This window comes from Peptacetobacter hominis (assembly GCF_006861675.1).
GTDB lineage: Bacteria > Bacillota > Clostridia > Peptostreptococcales > Peptostreptococcaceae > Peptacetobacter > Peptacetobacter hominis.
Map to the genome: position 1 here is coordinate 38,483 of NZ_SGJB01000009.1, position 19,566 is coordinate 58,048.

The 19,566-nt window shown below is 33.7% G+C and carries 19 protein-coding genes; 8 read left to right on the top strand and 11 right to left on the bottom strand.

The features are described from left to right. Positions 1-78 precede the first annotated feature (78 nt). Positions 79-2,430, bottom strand: a complete 2,352-nt coding sequence (locus tag EXD82_RS05965; RefSeq protein ID WP_142536011.1) for a cell wall-binding repeat-containing protein — start codon at positions 2,428-2,430, stop codon at positions 79-81. Positions 2,431-2,750: 320 nt separating this feature from the next. Between EXD82_RS05965 and EXD82_RS05970 the strand changes: the two genes are divergently transcribed. Then, positions 2,751-3,311, top strand: coding sequence for a hypothetical protein (locus EXD82_RS05970; protein ID WP_142536012.1), 561 nt, complete (start codon positions 2,751-2,753; stop codon positions 3,309-3,311). 84 nt (positions 3,312-3,395) lie between these two features. On the opposite strand, the gene EXD82_RS05975 is transcribed toward EXD82_RS05970, so the two are convergent. The 4 genes from EXD82_RS05975 to EXD82_RS05990 form a co-directional block, all read right to left on the bottom strand. Beyond that, a complete protein-coding gene (locus EXD82_RS05975; RefSeq protein WP_142536013.1) occupies positions 3,396-4,001 on the bottom strand; it encodes a sugar O-acetyltransferase in 606 nt (201 codons plus the stop codon). A gap of 95 nt (positions 4,002-4,096) precedes the next feature. Further along, complete coding sequence (locus EXD82_RS05980) at positions 4,097-4,882, bottom strand: HAD family hydrolase (RefSeq protein WP_142536014.1); 786 nt, start codon at positions 4,880-4,882, stop codon at positions 4,097-4,099. Between the two features lie 70 nt (positions 4,883-4,952). Then, entirely contained in the window at positions 4,953-5,951 is a 999-nt protein-coding gene (locus EXD82_RS05985) for a GGGtGRT protein (RefSeq protein WP_142536015.1), read from the bottom strand. Positions 5,952-5,975: 24 nt separating this feature from the next. Then, positions 5,976-6,668, bottom strand: coding sequence for an iron-sulfur cluster assembly scaffold protein (locus EXD82_RS05990; protein WP_142536016.1), 693 nt, complete (start codon positions 6,666-6,668; stop codon positions 5,976-5,978). A gap of 461 nt (positions 6,669-7,129) precedes the next feature. Here EXD82_RS05990 and EXD82_RS05995 point away from each other — a divergent pair, with 461 nt between their 5' ends. The 3 genes from EXD82_RS05995 to EXD82_RS06005 all read left to right on the top strand — a co-directional run bounded on the left by EXD82_RS05995 (position 7,130) and on the right by EXD82_RS06005 (position 10,307). Beyond that, entirely contained in the window at positions 7,130-8,020 is an 891-nt protein-coding gene (locus EXD82_RS05995; RefSeq protein WP_142536017.1) for an MBL fold metallo-hydrolase, read from the top strand. Between the two features lie 307 nt (positions 8,021-8,327). Next, positions 8,328-9,731 (top strand): MATE family efflux transporter, encoded by a 1,404-nt coding sequence (locus tag EXD82_RS06000; protein WP_330573723.1) that lies wholly within the window; start codon positions 8,328-8,330, stop codon positions 9,729-9,731. Between the two features lie 48 nt (positions 9,732-9,779). Continuing rightward, on the top strand, positions 9,780-10,307 hold the full coding sequence (locus EXD82_RS06005) for a GNAT family N-acetyltransferase (RefSeq protein ID WP_142536018.1): 528 nt from the start codon (positions 9,780-9,782) through the stop codon (positions 10,305-10,307). Between the two features lie 96 nt (positions 10,308-10,403). Here the strand turns inward: EXD82_RS06005 and EXD82_RS06010 are convergent, their stop codons facing one another. Beyond that, positions 10,404-10,742, bottom strand: a complete 339-nt coding sequence (locus EXD82_RS06010; protein WP_142536019.1) for a zinc ribbon domain-containing protein YjdM — start codon at positions 10,740-10,742, stop codon at positions 10,404-10,406. Between the two features lie 343 nt (positions 10,743-11,085). On the opposite strand from EXD82_RS06010, the gene EXD82_RS06015 reads away from it, so the two are divergent. Beyond that, a complete protein-coding gene (locus EXD82_RS06015) occupies positions 11,086-12,873 on the top strand; it encodes an aminopeptidase P family protein (RefSeq protein WP_142536020.1) in 1,788 nt (595 codons plus the stop codon). A gap of 48 nt (positions 12,874-12,921) precedes the next feature. Here the strand turns inward: EXD82_RS06015 and EXD82_RS06020 are convergent, their stop codons facing one another. Genes EXD82_RS06020 through EXD82_RS06030 form a run of 3 tightly spaced genes read right to left on the bottom strand, consistent with a single transcriptional unit; the run spans position 12,922 to position 15,128 of the window. Beyond that, positions 12,922-13,779, bottom strand: coding sequence for an AAA family ATPase (locus tag EXD82_RS06020; RefSeq protein WP_142536021.1), 858 nt, complete (start codon positions 13,777-13,779; stop codon positions 12,922-12,924). Between the two features lie 8 nt (positions 13,780-13,787). Further along, positions 13,788-14,267, bottom strand: a complete 480-nt coding sequence (rlmH, locus tag EXD82_RS06025; protein ID WP_142536022.1) for a 23S rRNA (pseudouridine(1915)-N(3))-methyltransferase RlmH — start codon at positions 14,265-14,267, stop codon at positions 13,788-13,790. Positions 14,268-14,324: 57 nt separating this feature from the next. Beyond that, a complete protein-coding gene (locus EXD82_RS06030; RefSeq protein WP_142536023.1) occupies positions 14,325-15,128 on the bottom strand; it encodes an MBL fold metallo-hydrolase in 804 nt (267 codons plus the stop codon). 185 nt (positions 15,129-15,313) lie between these two features. Here EXD82_RS06030 and EXD82_RS06035 point away from each other — a divergent pair, with 185 nt between their 5' ends. Together EXD82_RS06035 and EXD82_RS06040 are read left to right on the top strand one after the other, a co-directional pair. Further along, complete coding sequence (locus EXD82_RS06035) at positions 15,314-16,378, top strand: DnaD domain protein (RefSeq protein WP_142536024.1); 1,065 nt, start codon at positions 15,314-15,316, stop codon at positions 16,376-16,378. Between the two features lie 20 nt (positions 16,379-16,398). After that, positions 16,399-17,391, top strand: a complete 993-nt coding sequence (locus EXD82_RS06040) for an ATP-binding protein (RefSeq protein ID WP_142536025.1) — start codon at positions 16,399-16,401, stop codon at positions 17,389-17,391. Between the two features lie 64 nt (positions 17,392-17,455). On the opposite strand, the gene EXD82_RS06045 is transcribed toward EXD82_RS06040, so the two are convergent. Next, positions 17,456-18,133: a metal-dependent hydrolase gene (locus EXD82_RS06045; RefSeq protein WP_142536026.1), complete on the bottom strand. Its 678-nt coding sequence runs from the start codon at positions 18,131-18,133 to the stop codon at positions 17,456-17,458. Between the two features lie 20 nt (positions 18,134-18,153). Further along, positions 18,154-18,663, bottom strand: coding sequence for an O-acetyl-ADP-ribose deacetylase (locus EXD82_RS06050; protein WP_142536027.1), 510 nt, complete (start codon positions 18,661-18,663; stop codon positions 18,154-18,156). Between the two features lie 215 nt (positions 18,664-18,878). Between EXD82_RS06050 and EXD82_RS06055 the strand changes: the two genes are divergently transcribed. Beyond that, on the top strand, positions 18,879-19,562 hold the full coding sequence (locus EXD82_RS06055) for an ABC transporter ATP-binding protein (protein ID WP_142536028.1): 684 nt from the start codon (positions 18,879-18,881) through the stop codon (positions 19,560-19,562). Positions 19,563-19,566: the final 4 nt, after the last annotated feature.

Sequence of the window (19,566 nt, forward strand, 5' to 3'; positions counted from 1 at the left end):
TCGCTTATTTTTATTATTATATATCATAGTTTGTATCTATTATAATAAATCATAAATTGTTTTATGATTTATTTATTTTTATTTGTTTCTAAGTTCAAGTACAGCGTTTATATTCTGTCCGCCACCTACCTGAACAACTTTATTTATAGTCTTTGATGAAAGTACACTTCTCTGCTCATCTGAAAGAGATTTTCCTGCAAGTACTATTGGAGAATGATTTTTCGCTGCAAGTACTCCTACAGAAAGTCCATCTATAAGCTGATCTGAGGCCTGCATTCCATCTTTTACAACATATGCGTAATCAAGCGATGAGGAAGTGTAGAACTTCTGTATTATTTTTGCATTTGTTTCACTTCTGTTTTTACCACTTATACGTTCAGGATTTTTAACCTTGCTTTCAACTGATGTAGGTACAGCTGCTGTTCCACCTATTATATATGTCTTTTCTATATTATTTTCTGAAAGTATTTTTTCTGAACCTGTAAGATTTCCATTTTTGTCAGCTAATAGTATCGGCATACCTTTTTCAGCCGCTACAGCACCAAAACTTATTGCATCTGCAAGTCCAGTCATTCCATTTACAACTGCTGCTTCTTTTATTTCATTTCCAGACTCAATCATTTCTGAGGCTATTGCAGCTGCAGTTTCATATCTGTTATTTCCGTATACTCTTTCTGTAGTAATTCCCATAGACTTAATCTGAGATTCCACACTTGAAGATAATACTGATGAACCTCCTATAAGATATACTTTTTTTACACCCAATCTCTGAAGTTCTTTCTTTGTTACATCTTTAAGAGATGTTTTGTCAGTAAGAAGTATAGGTGCATTTTCAGATTCTGCAAGAGGTGTTGCTGTAAGAGCATCCACTATTGCACTTCCATTTGCTATGACAGCCGTATCAGCACTGCTCCATCCCTTCTGGCTTGTTTTTACAGCTGTATCATATCTATTTGCTCCTATAATATCATCTTCACTTACGTTTGATTTTGTTACAGCCTTTATTGCAAAGTTCATAGGATTTGATGTATTAGAATTCATATCCTGGAAACTACCTGAAGATGAAAGTTTAAAGCTTTCTCCTTTTGATGCCTTTGCCTCAAACCAGTCTACACCTGCTATATTTTCCTCTGCAAGTATCGCCGCAAGATTTCTTCCATTTGACTTCATCTGAACAACTATAGCACCTTTTCCACTTGGTATGTATGTAGAATCAACAGGTACTGTAATATAACCAGTTTCTTTGAAAGTTCCAGATGCAAGTTTTGTCATGTTTTTGTTCTGAGGAACTCCATTTACAACAGGTGCATAATATATATTGTACTCGGCTCCTATAGATTCATTTCCTATTGTAACGCCTTCTATTGTCTCATTAGTTCCATTGAAGTTAAATACATTGGCAACTGTAAAAGATGTTCCTCCATATGCTGCATATCCACCATTTTCATGCTGGTATATCTTTTCGCCCTCATTTTTTCTAAGGCTTTTTATTGCATAGTTGTCTGATTCTCTTCTAAGAGTCCGGTCTTCATATGAAACCCACATGAATCCATCTTCATCGTTATAATCTCCCCAGCTGTTTTTTATTAACCAGGCTCCATCTTTTGAAGGTTTAGCCCGACCTGTAAAGTTATCTTTGCTGTAGTTGTCATCCCAGCCTACTATTGTTACAGCGTGGTTCTGTCCTGGATTTACGTTTATATAGTATGAGTTTTCATCTTCACTTCTATACCGATCTTTATCATAGTATCCAGATACTACTCCTCCATATTTCATTATGGCATTTTTTATTGATTCTGTAGTGTTTTCTACATATATTATATTATCTGCTGTATATCCTATTGTTTTTGCGCTGTCCTGATTTGAAGGTCTTGTTTTATGTGTATTGTATTTTATATCTGATTCATATTTTGGACCTTCTCCTGAGGCAAAATATCCCATTGAAAGAAGATTCGATGTACCATCATAGTCTCCTACGTTCCATCCATTTTCTCCGTTTTTTGCCCACCATCTCATGTGTTCTTCTGACAGGTCATATTCTCCATATCCATTTGTCATAAGATATGATTCCATTCCTGTCATTCCTGCAAATGCCCAGCATACTCCAAGATTTTCCTGATCTCTGGCAGGTGTGGTTTTATCAATCTCTCTTGGGTCATATTTTGCAGAAGCATATCTCGAAATACCAGAAGCATTTCCTTTTATTTCTGTTCCTTCTACATCATATGGAGATGGTATTTTATCCCCGTATTTTTCTGTATCTCCATTTTTATAGTCTTCTATATATTGTTTGAATTCATCGGTATACTCGATTTTGTGTATTCCATAATATGTATCAGCATACGATACATAAGGTATTGTAACAGCCCCAGCTATTACAACCGCCGAAAAAAGAGATACCACTTTTTTGATACCTTGCTTTTGTGCCATATTTATACCTCCATAAAATCCATCTAGATTATAATTGTCTCAATTATCAATCTGTTTATTACATTATAACAGTTTTCCCATAAAAAAACATTTACACAATCTTAACTTTTTCGTGAAGTCTATATGTATCATATTGACTTTATTTGCAATATTTATTAAGATATGAAAGCGACTGTTTGCTACATATTTAGAAATTATTAAGTTTTTTGATATGTTTTACTTAATATTTCGGCAATATAATTGAATTATAAAATAGATAACAACCAAAATAGGAAATATATAGATGCAATTATAATGAATATCAGCAGGGAGGAATTATAATGAAAAAAATATATATAATATCGACTTATACAGGCACAGTTCTTTCAAGTATTATAAAAAGAATAAGCAGAAAACCATATTCTCATATATCAATAGCTCTTGATGAATCTCTTAATACTATGTACTCTTTTGGAAGACTTAATCCAAGAAATCCACTTTTCGCGGGATTTGTTGAAGAGGGTATAGACAAAGGGCTTTATGAAATAAGAAAGAATACTATATGTAGAGTTTATTCTATGGAGGTCTCAGAGGAATCATTTAAATCTCTTCATAAAAATATAGAGGATATAGCAGACAGAAGAAATTTATATAGATATGATGTTCTTTCTCTTATAACTATACCTCTTGGTATACAGAGAAATCCGGAATACGGATATGTATGTTCAAGTTTTGTTGCGGATGTACTTTCAAAAAGTGGAATAAATATACTTGATAAGGAGCACTTCTTTGTTCAGCCGAATGATTTCTTCGATCTTCCTGGACTTACTCTTGAGTATGAAGGACTTTTATCTAAATACTCTGGTAGATTTGAAAACTCTTTCGAACTTGCTTTTGCATAAACAATTAAATCATCATATAAACCATCAAAAATCCCGGTCCATCGATACAAAACTGTATCGTTTGAGACCGGGATTTTATATATATTATAAAAGATGCATTTTTGAATCTTTCTCTGTTATTTTTCTTATAGGTTTTGCCGGAACTCCTACCGCAAGCCATCCTGCGGGTATATCCCTTGTAACAACACTTCCTGCACCGACTACGGCACCTTTTCCTATTGTAACACCATCTATTACCGTAACATTTGCAGCAAGCCACACATCATCTTCTATATGTATCTCTCCTGCAAATTCTGACATTGATACATGCCCATCCTCATATTCCATTCTGATTCTTTCATCCGCTATAAGTGGATGATTTGTACATAGAATACTTACATTAGGACCGAACATTACATTATCTCCTATAAATACCTTTCCATCATCCATAACAAGAAGATTGAAGTTTGCCAGAAAATTTTCACCTATAAATGTATGACTTCCATAGTTGAACTGTATTGGCCCCTGAAAATAATATTTTTCACCTATACTGCCGATGAACTCTTTTACAAGCGGAAGTCTTGCTTCGTCGTATTCATCCATATTGTTGAATTTTCTGCACAGTTCGTGTGCTTTATGTTTTACATCTCTAAGTTCTTTTATTCTGCAGTCAAATAGTTTCCCTGCAAAGATTTTTTCTTCCTCTTTCATTAGGATACGCCTCTTTTCTGATACATGATTATAAATCTACTTTCGCATATAATTCTATATTCTATATAATCGAGGAAATATCCTTTAAGTCCGATTTATACAAGTTTTTCAAGATATGCAGCTATCCCGTCATTTTCTACAGTTTCAGTCATTTCCTTTGCCACACTTTTAAGTTCCTCACAGGCATTTCCCATCGCTATGCCATGCCCTGACATTTCAATCATTTCTATGTCATTTCTTCCATCACCAAAAGCATATGTATTTTCAATATCTACGCCCATATACTCCGCTGCTATTGATACCGCTTTTCCCTTTGAATTGCTCACAGGATAAAGTTCATATGCTCTTGCCGGATAGTTTTTAAAACAGTTGTAATCTTCAAGCTCGTCAAGCTTTCTACAGAACATATCTCCTTTTTTGCTTACAGGAAGCATTTCTATTTTGAATACCTCTATATCATCAAGATTAAAATCAAATATAAAATAATCCGTACTTATTTCATATTCGGCATAATACGAAATAAGTTCATTGAAAAATTTCTTTGAATAAGAGTATTTTTCTCCCTGAAGACAGTATTCTATTCCTATTCTATCGCAGTTTTCAACCACAAATTTTACAAAATCCTTGTCCATAGCATTGAAATGAACTCTTTTTTCGCCTTCTGTTACCTGTGCTCCGTTTCCCAGGATAAATCCATCAAATCCAAATTCCATAAGTTCTTTTGTAAGAAATGCAAATGGTCTACCTGTAGAAACCATAGCCTTGTTTCCCCGCTTCTGAAAGTTTTTTATGGCAGATTTTACTCTTTCACTCATACCCATTTTTCCGTTTGAACAGTCTATAAGCGTTCCATCAACATCAAAAAAAGCCAGTTTCTTCATATTACCTCCCCGTTATAAAAGGGCAGTCTGTTATCAGACTGCCCTTTATATTTATATTTTCTAGTATTTATTATTTGCTTGCTTCTTCTACTGCAACTGCAACTGCAACTGTAGCACCAACCATTGGGTTGTTACCCATTCCTATAAGTCCCATCATCTCAACGTGAGCTGGAACTGAAGAAGATCCTGCAAACTGAGCATCAGAATGCATTCTTCCCATTGTATCTGTCATACCGTAAGAAGCTGGTCCTGCACCCATGTTATCTGGATGAAGTGTTCTTCCTGTTCCTCCACCTGAAGCAACTGAGAAGTATTTTTTACCCTGCTCTATACATTCTTTTTTGTATGTTCCTGCAACTGGATGCTGGAATCTTGTTGGGTTTGTAGAGTTTCCTGTTATAGAAACGTCAACACCCTCGCTGTGCATTATAGCAACACCTTCTCTAACGTCATCTGCTCCGTAGCATCTAACTTTAGCTCTTTCTCCATTTGAGAAAGGAACTTCTTTAACTACTTTTAATTCTCCTGTGAAGTAGTCAAATTCAGTCTGTACATAAGTGAATCCGTTTATTCTTGATATTATGTAAGCAGCGTCTTTTCCAAGTCCGTTAAGTATAACTCTTAATGGCTCTTTTCTAACTTTGTTTGCTTTTTCAGCTATTTTTATAGCTCCCTCAGCAGCTGCGAAACTTTCGTGTCCTGCTAGGAATGCGAAACATTTAGTTTCTTCTCTTAGAAGCATTCCACCTAGGTTACCATGTCCTAGACCAACTTTTCTGTTGTCAGCAACAGAACCAGGTATACAGAATGCCTGAAGTCCTTCACCTATAGCTTCTGCAGCATCTGCAGCTTTTGTACATCCTTTTTTAAGAGCTATTGCAGCACCTAAAGTATATGCCCAACCTGCATTTTCAAATGCTATAGCCTGAGTTTCTTTTACTATTTTGTATGGATCAAATCCTTTGCTTTCGCAAAGAGCTCTACAATCTTCTAATGAACCTAACTCGTATTTTTCTAATACAGGAGTTATCTGGTTTATTCTTCTTTCGTAACTTTCAAATAATGCCATATTATTCACACCTTCCTTTAGATATTATTCATGTCTTGGGTCTATGTATTTAACAGCGTCGTTAAATCTTCCGTAAGTAGCTTTAGCTTTTTCCATAGCTTCGTTAGCATCTGTTCCCTTGCTTATCATTTCCATCATTCTTCCAAGGTTAACAAATTCGTATCCTATTATTTCGCTGTTTTCGTCAAGAGCTACTTTTGTTACATAACCTTCTGCCATTTCAAGGTATCTAGGTCCTTTTTCTAAAGTTCCATACATTGTACCAACCTGGCTTCTAAGTCCTTTTCCAAGGTCCTCAAGACCTGCACCTATTGGAAGTCCACCTTCAGAGAAAGCTGTCTGAGATCTTCCGTATACTATCTGTAAGAATATTTCTCTCATAGCTGTGTTTATAGCATCACATACAAGGTCTGTATTTAATGCTTCAAGTATAGTTTTTCCAGGAAGTATTTCAGATGCCATAGCAGCTGAATGAGTCATTCCTGAACATCCTATAGTTTCAACAAGAGCTTCCTGTATTATACCGTCTTTAACGTTTAATGTAAGTTTACAAGCACCCTGCTGTGGAGCACACCAACCTACACCGTGAGTAAGACCGCTTATATCAGTTACTTCTTTAGCTCTTACCCATTTACCTTCTTCTGGTATTGGAGCTGGACCGTGGTTTGGCCCTTTGTTTATTTTACACATATTAGATACTTCTGCTGAATAAATCATAATTTCTCCTCCTTCTTTTGAATTCGTTTATTCTCAGTTGTTTCTATATTTTTTGTCAATTGTTACTATGTTTAATATATCATAAATTCAGTCATTAAAAAAGTATATTTTTGACGCTGAAACGTGCTATTTTACTACTTTTTGCATCATTTTTCCGTCACTATTTTTTGTATAATACTATGTAACATTTGAAAAAAAAGTTTTCCTGATGTGTCATTTTGTGTCCCGCGGGTCAAAAAATCACAAATATTTTTTTAAACTTTTATCTATTTTATTTTTGCAACGATATACTTGTATATGTATATATACGCCTTTTGATACTTCCTATATTTTTGATATAGTTTACATTTATATATATTGAATTTTCAGAATAATCATTTTATAATTGTATAGTAAACTATTTTTTAATCATACTTATCGATTGGTCAGTTTAATTAATTCTTATAGAAAGAGGGATTTTTATGTTTAACTTAGTTCAGATTACAGAAAATACTTATTATATCGATTGTCCTTCAAAAATAGGAATCTACAAGACATCTGAGGATAAAGTTTTTCTTATAGACAGTGGTAATGATTCCGATGCCGGAAGAAAGATTTTAAAAATACTTGAAAAAAACAACTGGACACTTGAGGCTATTATAAATACACATTCAAATGCAGACCACATAGGTGGAAATAATTTTCTTCAGAAAAGAACAGGCTGCAAAATATATACATCCGGAATAGAAAAATGCTTTACAGAGCACCCGGTGCTTGAGCCTTCTTTTTTATACGGCGGATTCCCGGATTCATCTCTTAGAAATAAATTTCTGATGGCAAAACCATCATCTGCATTGGATATATCAGAAGCTGAACTTCCTGAAGGATTTGAAATCTTCAATCTAAAGGGTCACTTCTTTGATATGATAGGGGTAAGAACACCTGACGATATATGTTTCATTGCCGATTCTGTATTCGGCAGAAAAACAATAGAAAAATACCACATTTCATTTATATACGATGTAAAGGGATTTCTTGAAACACTTGATTATCTTGAAAAAATGGAATGTAAAACTTTCGTACCGTCTCATGCGGATGTAACTGACGACATACATTCACTTGTTTCTATGAATAGAAACAAAGTCATAGAAATACTTGATAGAATAATGCTTTTCTGTAGAGATGGTCTTTCTATGGACGAACTTATATCAAATATATTCAGTTCATATGATCTTACAATGAATATGGGACAATATGTACTTGTAGGAAGCACAATAAGATCCATGGTTTCATATCTATGTGATTCCGGAAGACTTTCTGTCTCTTTTGAAGATAATCTTCCTATATGGAAAACACAGGAAATAGTTTCTTAATTAATTAAGTTTTTTCAAAACAAAAGCGGGTATTGCTTATCTTTTGATGCAATTCTCGCTTTTATTTTTTAATAATATGCTCAAATTGATAAAATATACATTCAATATCTTAATAAAAATTCACTCTATATCTCGTTATATAAATATCATATTTGATATTAGCAAAAAAGTGTTCTATAATATGTTTTTGGAAATATTATTGTATTTCAAAATCATTATATAATAGCATAATAACACTAATGTTTTCAGACAGATAATATATAACTCAGATATTAAAAATAATTTATTTGAAATGGAGTGTGTTCTTTTGAGTTCAAATGCAGATAGTATCGCAAACAAATCTCTTTCGGTAGGTCATTCCCCAAAAACTAAAAAAGCGTCTGATATGACGGAGGGGAACATTGTAAAAATTCTTCTTCTTTTTTCGGTTCCACTTATACTTGGAAATCTGCTTCAGCAGATGTACAACACAGTGGACTCCATAATTGTCGGAAACTATGTCGGAAGTAATGCACTTGCTGCGGTAGGTTCGAGTACTTCTCTTATAAACCTTCTTATATCGTTCTGTCAGGGTGCCTCTGTCGGTGCAGGTGTAATTGTATCGCAGTATATCGGTGCAAAAAACAGAGAAGGAATACAGAAGGCTGTTCATACATCACTTGCAATCTCTATTGTTCTTGGAATTACAATGTCTATAGCAGGTATACTTTTTACACCTCAGCTTCTTCAGTGGATGAGAACGCCATCAGATGTAATGGGTGAATCTGTTGTATATCTTAGAGTATTCTCTCTTGGTATTCTATTTAACGTAGTATATAACATGGCAGCCGGAATACTTAACGCTGTCGGAAATTCAAAGAGATCTCTGCTTTATCTTGGTGTCGCATCTACAGTAAATATTTTTCTGGATCTTCTTTTTATAAAAACTTTCAGAATGGGTGTAATGGGTGCAGCTGTTGCAACAAACATAAGCCAGATGGTATCATGTATCCTTGCATTATATTTCCTTATAAGGGTAGACGACGTATACAGTGTATGTATTGAAAAGATAAAAATACATAAAGATATGGCACTAAAAATAATAAAAGTAGGACTTCCTACAGCTATACAGAATACTGTAATATCTTTTTCAAATGTACTTATACAGTCAAGTATAAATATATTCGGTTCAAAGGCTATGGCAGGATTCGGAGCATATCTTAAAATAGATGGATTCAATATACTTCCGGTAATGAGTATAAGTATGGCAATAACTACTTTTACAGGTCAGAACTACGGTGCCGGGAAGATAGACAGAGTAAAAAAAGGTTCCACAATAACACTTATAATCGGACTTATCTATACGATTGTAACAGGAGTTTTACTTCTTACATTCTCTCACCAGATAATGTCTCTATTTACAAAAGATGCCCTTGTTATACAGGCTGGAATGGAAGCCATGAAATTCTTCTGTCCATTCTACTTCCTGCTTAGTATAATGCATTCATTTGCAGGGACTGTAAGAGGTACAGGAAAAACTATACCACCTATGATAGTTCTTCTTGTTTCACTTTGTCTGTTCAGAGTTTTATGTATACAGTTCGTACTTCCTTATTTCAATACTATAGATGCCGTATACGCACTTTATCCTATATCTTGGCTTATCGGTGCTGTACTTATGGTTCTTTATACATGGAAGGGAAAATGGCTTAATACAGATAGAGTTATGTAGTATATTCTGATATAATATTTAAAATACTATTTAGCAAGAGGGGATTATATGGAATTTATACGCATTACAAATTCAGATACTGAAGAATATAAAAAAGCTATGGAATTGTACTCTATAAGCTTTCCTTTACATGAACAGAGAAAATCTAATTCTCAGTTAAAGATAATGGATGATCCAAACTACTATTTCAATCTTATTTTGGATAATAAGAAATTCGTAGGAATCATTCTTTGCTGGAAAAAAGATAATTTTATATATGTGGAGCATCTATGTATATCTCCTAAGATGAGAAATAGAAAATATGGACAGAGAGCTCTTGAACTTCTTTCTTCAGAACAAAAGGTTATTATTCTTGAAATAGATCCGCCTATAGACGATATTTCTATTCGTAGGCTTTCTTTCTACGAAAGATGTGGATTTTTTAAAAATATATACTCTCATATTCATCCACCTTACAGGGAAGAAAATAAAGGGCATAATCTGGTAATTATGAGCTATCCTAAAAAGATTACTGATAAAGAATATGCTATTTTCAATGATTATCTTAAAAATCATATAATGAGCGATGTATTTTAATGATATTTAAGTTTTGAAGTATTTTAAATAACTTTTGATTTTAATAACCATAAAGATAAAGGATGATTTGAGTTATCAAATCATCCTTTTATATTACTATGCTTTTTTTACAACACTTGATTTAAGTTTCATTGCACCAAATCCATCTATCTTGCACTCTATATCGTGTCCGTCAGCTGCATCTGGAACAAGTCTTATATTCTTTACTTTTGTTCCTATTTTTATTGAAGATGAACTTCCTTTAACTTTAAGGTCCTTAACTACTGTTACAGAATCTCCATCGTTTAATATATTTCCGTTTACGTCTTTTATTACATTTTCATCTACTGTTGTCTCTGGATTCCATTCGTATGCACATTCAGGACATACTATCATACTTCCATCCTCATAAGTATATTCACAGTTACATTTCGGGCAGTTTGGTAAATTTTCCATTTTATCAATCTCCTATGCTCTAAATTTATACATTTTCCGATTTTACCATATTTTATAGATGTTTTCAATCTTTATAAACAATAATAAAATCTTCTGTTTTAGCATTTGCGATTCATATTTTTATTAGAACAATAATATATTTTTATTGATATCGACACTTATATATACAAAAATATATTTAATATATGTATATATTAACGTTTTATAATCCTCGGTATAATACATAAAAACTATTGATATAAAAATCGCTTTTATTGAAATATACAAAAGGCAAATGATATCATTATCTTGTACGGTCTGATTAAAAATCAGATACATAAATACCTTTTATTGGAGGATTAATATGAATATAAATGAAAGAATATCTGCTTTAAGAAAAGCAATGGCTGACAAGAATATAGATGCGTATATGATACCATCTGCTGACTTTCACCAGAGTGAATATGTTGGAGACTACTTCAAATCAAGAGAATTTATATCAGGATTCAACGGTTCTGCAGGTACTGTTATAGTTACAAAAGACTTTGCAGGTCTTTGGACTGACGGAAGATACTTTATACAGGCTGAAAATCAGCTTAAAGGTAGTGAAGTTGAACTTATGAAAATGGGTGTTGAAGGATTCCCTACAACTACTGAATATCTTCTTGAAAACCTTGCTGAAGGTTCAGTTCTTGGATTTGACGGAAGAGTAATATGTGCAAACGAAGGTAACGAACTTACAGAAGTTCTTGCTGAAAAAAATATAAAAATAGAATATCAGTATGATCTTGTAGACTCTATATGGGAAGGAAGACCTTCTTTATCTGATGCAAAGGCATTTATGCTTGGTATTGAATACACAGGTGAATCTTTCTCATCTAAACTTCAGAGAACAAGAGAAAAAATGGCTGAAAAAGGAGCTACATGCCATGTAATGACATCTCTTGACGATATAGCATGGACTTTCAACATGAGAGGTGGAGATATAGCTCACAGCCCTGTTGTTTTATCTTATGCTGTAATAACAACTGACAAAGTTGTTCTTTTCATAGATGAAGCTAAACTTTCAGATGAATTAAAAGCTGAATTTGCAAAAGAGAACGTTGAAATACTTCCATACAACGATATATATGAATATGTTAAAGGAATATGCGAATGCGAAAAAGTTCTAGTAGATGGAACAAAACTTAACTACGCTGTATTCAACAACATAAAAGCTGAAAAAATAGTAGACTACAACCCTGCATTATTCTTCAAGGCATGCAAAAACGAAACTGAACTTGCCTGCACAAGAAATGCACATATAAAAGACGGTGTGGCTATAACTAAGTTTATGTACTGGTTAAAGAACAACGTTGCAAAAGGTGGAATAACTGAGCTTTCTGCACAGGCTAAAATAGCTGAACTTCGTGCTGAAAATAAAGATTTCTTTGATACATCATTTGGAACTATAGCTGCCTACAAAGAGCACGCTGCCATGATGCACTACTCTTCAACTCCAGAAACTGATGTTGAACTTAAACCTGAGCATCTGTTCCTTCTTGATTCTGGTGGACAGTATCTTGACGGAACTACTGATATAACAAGAACTTTTGTACTTGGAGAATTATCAGATGAATTAAAACTTCACTTCACTTCTGTTGTTAGAGGTATGATAGGACTTTCTATGGCAAAATTCCTTTACGGATGCCACGGATACAACCTTGATATACTTGCAAGAGGAGTTATGTGGAAGATGGGAATAGACTATCAGTGCGGTACTGGACACGGTATAGGACACGTTCTTAATGTTCACGAAGCTCCAAACGGATTCAGATGGAAACTTGTTCCTGAAAGATTCGACTCTGCTGTTTTAGAAGAGGGTATGATAACTACTAACGAACCAGGTATATACATAGAGGGATCTCACGGTATAAGAATAGAGAACGAAATAGTTTGTAGAAAAGCTGAGAAAAACTTCTACGGACAGTTCATGAACTTCGAAGTTATAACATTTGCTCCAATAGACCTTGATGGTATAAATCCTGAGCTAATGACTGAAGAAGAGAAAAATTACCTTAACTGGTATCATGGACAGGTATTTGAAAAAATATCTCCATTCCTTACTGCAGAAGAAGCTGAGTGGTTAAAAGAATACACTAGAGCTATATAATTTTATATAAATTTAAAAGGGCCGTCATTTTAAATGATAGCCCTTTTTCTATTCAAATTCATTTTTATGTTCCATAAAGAAATTATAATACTCTTTTACATTATCAAGTTCCGTCCATTTATCTATCGATACAGGGCATTTATCCATATTGTAAATAGTTGCCTCTTTCATGGACAATATAAATGGTGAATGTGTCGAAATTATAAACTGGCAGCCGAAAAATCTTGCAGAATCCTCTATAAATTTTACAAGCTCTATCTGCCTTTTTGGAGAAAGGCTATTTTCAGGTTCGTCCAGTATATATATTCCATTTTCTTTTATACTATCGAGAAAATATCTGCATGCATTTTCTCCATTTGAATATGTTCTCAGATTCTTTGTCAGATTTTCATTTATATACTTTGACCGACTTTTTCTTCTTACTTCATTTATGTGTTTTATCGTTTCATAATCATCAAGAGATTTCATAACTGCTCTCGATTCTTTTGTATTTATATAGTCCTCAAGTAGCCGGCTTCTTCTTTTGTCTATTCCCTCATTGGTATTTCTTATATCGAGTATGTAGTCAAATACATCATCGCTTGTTACTATCTTTATCTCGTTTAAATCATAATCATCCATTACAAAATCACACATATCGACATAATTTCCATAAAAGTCGCTTCTGTTAAATACAGATTCCCTATCTGCTCCTATTTTTTCTGCAATGATATTCAAAGCTGTCGATTTTCCTGATCCATTTGACCCATAAAGTATAGTAATCGGACTGAAATCAATCCTTTCAAACAGATTTTTCGATATAATTCCAAACGGATAGAATGTTTTATAACAGGTACTCTTTATTCCACTTATAAATAAATGTTCTGCATTTTCACTTGGAAATACAAATTCCTTAAGATATACCATCGTATCACCTACTTATGATAAGGTTCATTATTATTTATCCTGAAAGCTCTGTACACCTGCTCAAGAAGTATAAGTCTCATAAGCTGATGTGGGAATGTCATCTTTGAAAAAGACAGCTTATAATCAGCCCTCTTCATCACCTCATCAGAAAGACCAAGCGAACCTCCTATTACAAAAGTAATACTGCTGTTTCCCCTGACTGCAAGATCGCTTATTTTGTCGGCAAGTTCCTCAGAAGACAGATTTTTCCCATCTATAGCAAGTGCTATTACATAGCTGTTGTCCTTTATCTTTGAAAGAATTCTCTTTCCTTCTTTGTCCTTTACCATTATCATTTCTTTTTCACTCAGTTTTTCCGAAGCCTTCTCGTCGTCAAGCTCGACTATATCCAGCTTGCAGTACTTTGAAAGCCTTTTTGAAAATTCGTCTATCCCTAGTTTCAGATATTTTTCCTTTATTTTTCCTACTCCTATAACTGTTATATTCATTAAACTCCTCCATATATTCAATCTTTTTTTATTTTATTGTAAAATTCTCCACTTATTCTATGGTGCCACTTTGTATATATCAGAAATACTGTTTCTAAGAAGTACATCTAAGTTTACATCGCTCCCTATACTCATCTGATTTTCTTTCAGTATACCCTTTGATGTTTCATAGGCAAGCTCAGGAAAGTTATTTTCTTTGCTCAGATGTGCCAGAAGTATTCTATCAGTTCCGTTTTTTATGAGATCTACACAGAATTTTCCTGCCTCGTCATTTGAAAGATGTCCCACATCTGACATAACCCTTCTTTTAAGTGCATACGAATAAGATCCCGCCATAAGCATATTCTTGTCGTAATTAGATTCCAGAACAACAAGCTTTGATCTGTACAGATTTCTTCTTACATTTTCGGTTATTATCCCTATATCCGTAGCTATAGATATTTTTTCGCTTCCTCCATTTGCACACATATTATATCCAACAGGATTTGCAGCATCGTGCTCTATTGAAAAAGGTCTTATTATTAAATCACCCAGAGAATAGTTTCTATCATTTTCAAATACTATCATATTCTCCTTTTCTATTTTTCCGAGCTTTTCTTTCATACTTCTCCATGTCTCTATATTTGCAAATATGGGTATATTGTATTTTCTGGATACTATCCCAGCTCCCTTTATATGGTCTGAGTGTTCATGTGTTATAAATATACCTCTAAGTTTTTCCGCATCTTCTCCTATATCCTTTATACCATCAGATATTCTTTTTCCACTAAGTCCCGCATCTATAAGTATATTTGTATCTTTATATCCTACAAAATGACAGTTTCCGCAACTTCCACTGCCTATTGAACAATACTTTATCATTAAATCTATCACCTCTAAAACTATATAAAAATTATTATATCATCTATTATCTTCAAAAGTAGACTATATTTTATAGCTACCCAATTTTAGCATTTGCACTACACCATAGTTTACCATATTTTCATTCTCCTGTATAATTAACAAAAGCGGTATTTAGATGATATAATTTATAGTGAGGTGATATAATGTTTTTTGTCGAAAATAACGATAGGGATTTTGGTCAGACTACTATCCCCAACGTATTTATAGATTTATTTATGCCAATGGCTGACGGGCTTTCTGTAAAGGTCTATCTACTTGGATACAAAACAGCCACTATGGCAAATCCGGACCCAAAACAGGGAAATGAATATATAGCGTCAAATCTCAATGTTCCACTTTCTGATGTGCTGAAAGCATGGGAATACTGGGAATCACAGAATATAGTAAAAATACATAGAGATGATATCGACAATCGATTCAATTTTTCTGTAGAGTTTATGAACCTTAACTATATGGATTTCAACAAAACTTCTCCTATCTCATCAGATGCAGATATGATAGTTTTAAAATCTGAAAACACGCAAAACAGAAAAATGTTCAATGAAATAAACAAAATAGTAGGAAGATATCTGGAACCGGGCGAAAAAATCTCTCTTCTTGATATAAAAGAGAAATTTAATATGAGTCCCGATATGATTGTACTTGCCTATCAGATTACAAAGGACAGAACAGGTACATCAAAGCCGGTAAAATACATAGAAAGTATACTTAGAAACTGGTATGATTCATGTTTTTATACAGTTGATGATGTAAAAAACAGCATGGCTCTTCAGAGCGAAAGATATATGATGTATAGAGCAGTATTCGATTATCTTGGCTTCAGAAGACAACCGTCAAAATCTGAAAAGGATGTTATGAATACATGGTTCGATGTTTATAATATAGACATAGAGCTTGCACTTGAAGCCTGTTCAAAATCAAAAAATATTTCAAACCCTTCGATAGCATATATAGACGGTATAATAAAAAAATGGGCTGATGCTTCCATCAGAACTATTGAAGAACTTAGAAAGTTTGAAGAAGCTGAACGGGCAGAGAAAGAAAGAGAAAAAAAAGAAAAAGATGCAAAACAGAATTCAACTAAAAAGAAAAGTTCAACTCCATCAAAGAATAACTCTTTCAAAAATTTTGATGAGACATTTACAAGATATTCTGCCGACGAATTAAACGATCTTATAAAGAAAAGTCAGAGCAGAAAGTTTAAATAGATATTGAAGGCGGTGATTGTATGAAAGAGGAAAAACTTAGAGGTATTCTGCTTAAATATCAGAATAAAAGAGATAATGACGAGTATATGCTTGAAAAAAGAAGAGCTCAGGTATATGAACAGATTCCTGAAATAAAAACAATAGATAGAGAAATAGCATTCATCGGACTAAAAATGACAAAAGCTGCACTTGAGAAAACTTCTTCAAGAGAGGAAATCGCCTTTGAATGCAGAAAAGAAATAGAAACATTATCAGAGAAAAGAAAAAGCCTTCTGATAGCAAATAATTTTCCTGAAGATTATCTGGAAATAAAATATGAATGTGAAAAATGCAAAGACACAGGATTTCTACCTGGTGGAAAGAAATGTTCATGTCTTAAGCAGGAAATTATAAATGAAGCATACAGAATGTCAAATATGACAAGAATTCTTGAAAAGGAAAACTTCGACAAATTTGATATGAATATATTTTCTGATGAGATAGATGAAAAGGAAAATAAATCTCCAAAGCAGAATATGATGGAAATTATATCTATCTGTGATTCATTCATAGCGGATTTCAAAGAGGATAACGGAGATAATCTTTTATTCTTCGGAAGTACCGGACTTGGAAAAACATATATGTGCAACTGTATAGCAAAATCACTCCTTGATCAGGGATATGTAGTCATATATCAGACTGCATTTAAAATACTTGAGATTCTTGAAAACTACAAATTCAGAAAAGAAGGCGACCACAGAATGAATGAGGAGAGTTACAGAAATCTTTTCGAATGTGATCTCCTTATAATAGATGATTTAGGAACTGAGCTCAATAACTCGTTTACTACAGGTGAGATTTTCAATATTGTAAATACCAGACTTCTGACTGGCAAAAAAACTATAATCTCTACGAACCTTTCTCCTATAAAACTGGGAGAATCATATTCTCAGAGAACTTTTTCAAGGATAATAGGAAACTTCCGACTTCTTCATTTCATAGGAAAAGACCTGAGATGGGAAAACAGACTATAAAAAATACCCGGAGTACATTCCATAATGTAAATCCGGGTATTTCTATTTATACTTGATATTTATCCTAGAGTTCTATTGATTCACCTGGTTTAAGTATTACAACTTCTGCATATTCAGCTCTTTTTTTGAATTTCAAAGGATCTGCTTCTATTACTCCGAATGTATCGTAATGCATAGGAACAGCTTTATCCGGCTTTATAAATTCACAAGCTCTTGCAGCATCCTTTACATCCATAGTAAAGTTTCCACCTATTGGAAGAAATGCCAGATCAATATGGTCATCTTCAAGAAGTTTCATATCCATAGTAAGTCCAGTATCACCTGCGTGATATATTTTTTTGCCATCTATTTCAAAAAGGAATCCACATGGATTTCCACCGTATATCATATCTTCTCCATCTTCTATACCAGAACCGTGAAGTGCAGGAGTCATTTTTAAAGTTCCAAAATCAAATGTAAATTTTCCACCTATATGCATAGAGTGTACATTCAGATTTTTCTTTGAAAGATAGTGCGCTATCTCATGATTTGCAACCACAAGCGCATTGTTTTTCTGAGCAAGAGAAACTGTATCCCCCAGATGATCTCCATGTCCATGTGTTACAAATATATGAGTAAGTCCTTCCAACATTTCATCACTGTATTTGCATATCGGATTACCTGTTATAAAAGGGTCTACTATACCTTTAAACTCTCCATTTTCAATAAGTACCACAGAATGTCCTAAAAAAGTTATCTTCATAATCAACACCTCACTGTCTTTTATTTTATATACATTTTATAAAGATTGTATGTTAAATCATCAAAACACACAAGTATTATTTTTTCTACCCTATTTTTATCGTATTTATTCAGGGTTTCACAAAGAACATCCGATACAACTTTTGCCGCTTTTTCAGGTGGATATCCGTATACTCCTGTACTTATAGCCGGAAAAGCTATACTTTTAAGATTATTCTCTACGGCAAGTTCTATCGATCTTCTGTAGCAGCTTTTAAGAAGTTTTTCCTCATTTCTGTCGCCACCATGCCATATCGGACCTACTGTATGTATTACATATCTGGCAGGTAGATTATATCCTTTTGTTATTTTTGCATCTCCTGTCATACATCCACCAAGAGTTCTGCATTCCTCTAAAAGTTCTTTCCCTGCAGCTCTGTGAATAGCTCCATCTACTCCACCACCTCCAAGAAGAGATGTGTTTGCCGCATTTACTATTGCATCCACATCGAGCTTTGTTATATCGCCTTTTATTATTTCAACTCTGTCCATAGAATAATCCCCTCCCATAATGTTTTATATATCTATATTCAACGTTGATACCATCCTTTCCTTTGTAGGAAATAATTGAAAACTTATATACTTACTTTTGAAATTGCATTTCGCGCCATTTTAACTGCATTTCAGGCCATATCTATTGAACGAACATATTTACAATGGTATTTTAAGGTCAAAGACATCAATATATTTTGAAAGGGGTTTTTAATATGAAAACACTTATAGTAAGCAATCTGAAAAAATACTACGGTAAGGGAGATACTACAGTAAAAGCTGTAGACGGTATAGATCTTCAAATAGAAACAGGTAAATTCACTTCTATAATAGGTACATCCGGTTCTGGTAAAAGTACACTTCTTCACTGTATGGCAGGTCTTGATAAACCTACAGATGGAGTTGTAATGCTTGGAGACAAAAATCTATACGACCTTAGCGACAATGAACTTTCAAAGATAAGAAGACAGGAGTTTGGATTTATATTCCAGAGCTTCAACCTTATCCCTGTCATAAATGTTTACGACAACATCGCTTTACCTATACTTCTTGACGGTAAGAAGCCGGATAAAATATACATCGACAGTATAGTAAAGGCAATCGGTCTTGAAGAACAGGTGAAAAAGTTCCCAAATGAGCTTTCCGGTGGACAGCAGCAGAGGGTTGCAATAGCAAGAGCACTTGCAAACAGACCATCTGTAATATTTGCCGATGAGCCAACAGGAAACCTTGACTCAAAAACTACTGAAGAAGTTATGGAAATACTGAAAAATACAGTAAAAGACTTCGGCCGGACACTTGTAATGATAACTCACAACCAGGAAATAGCCGAAACTGCAGATAGAATAATAACTATAAGCGATGGTAAAATCATAAACGATACTGATAAAAACAATTAATCAA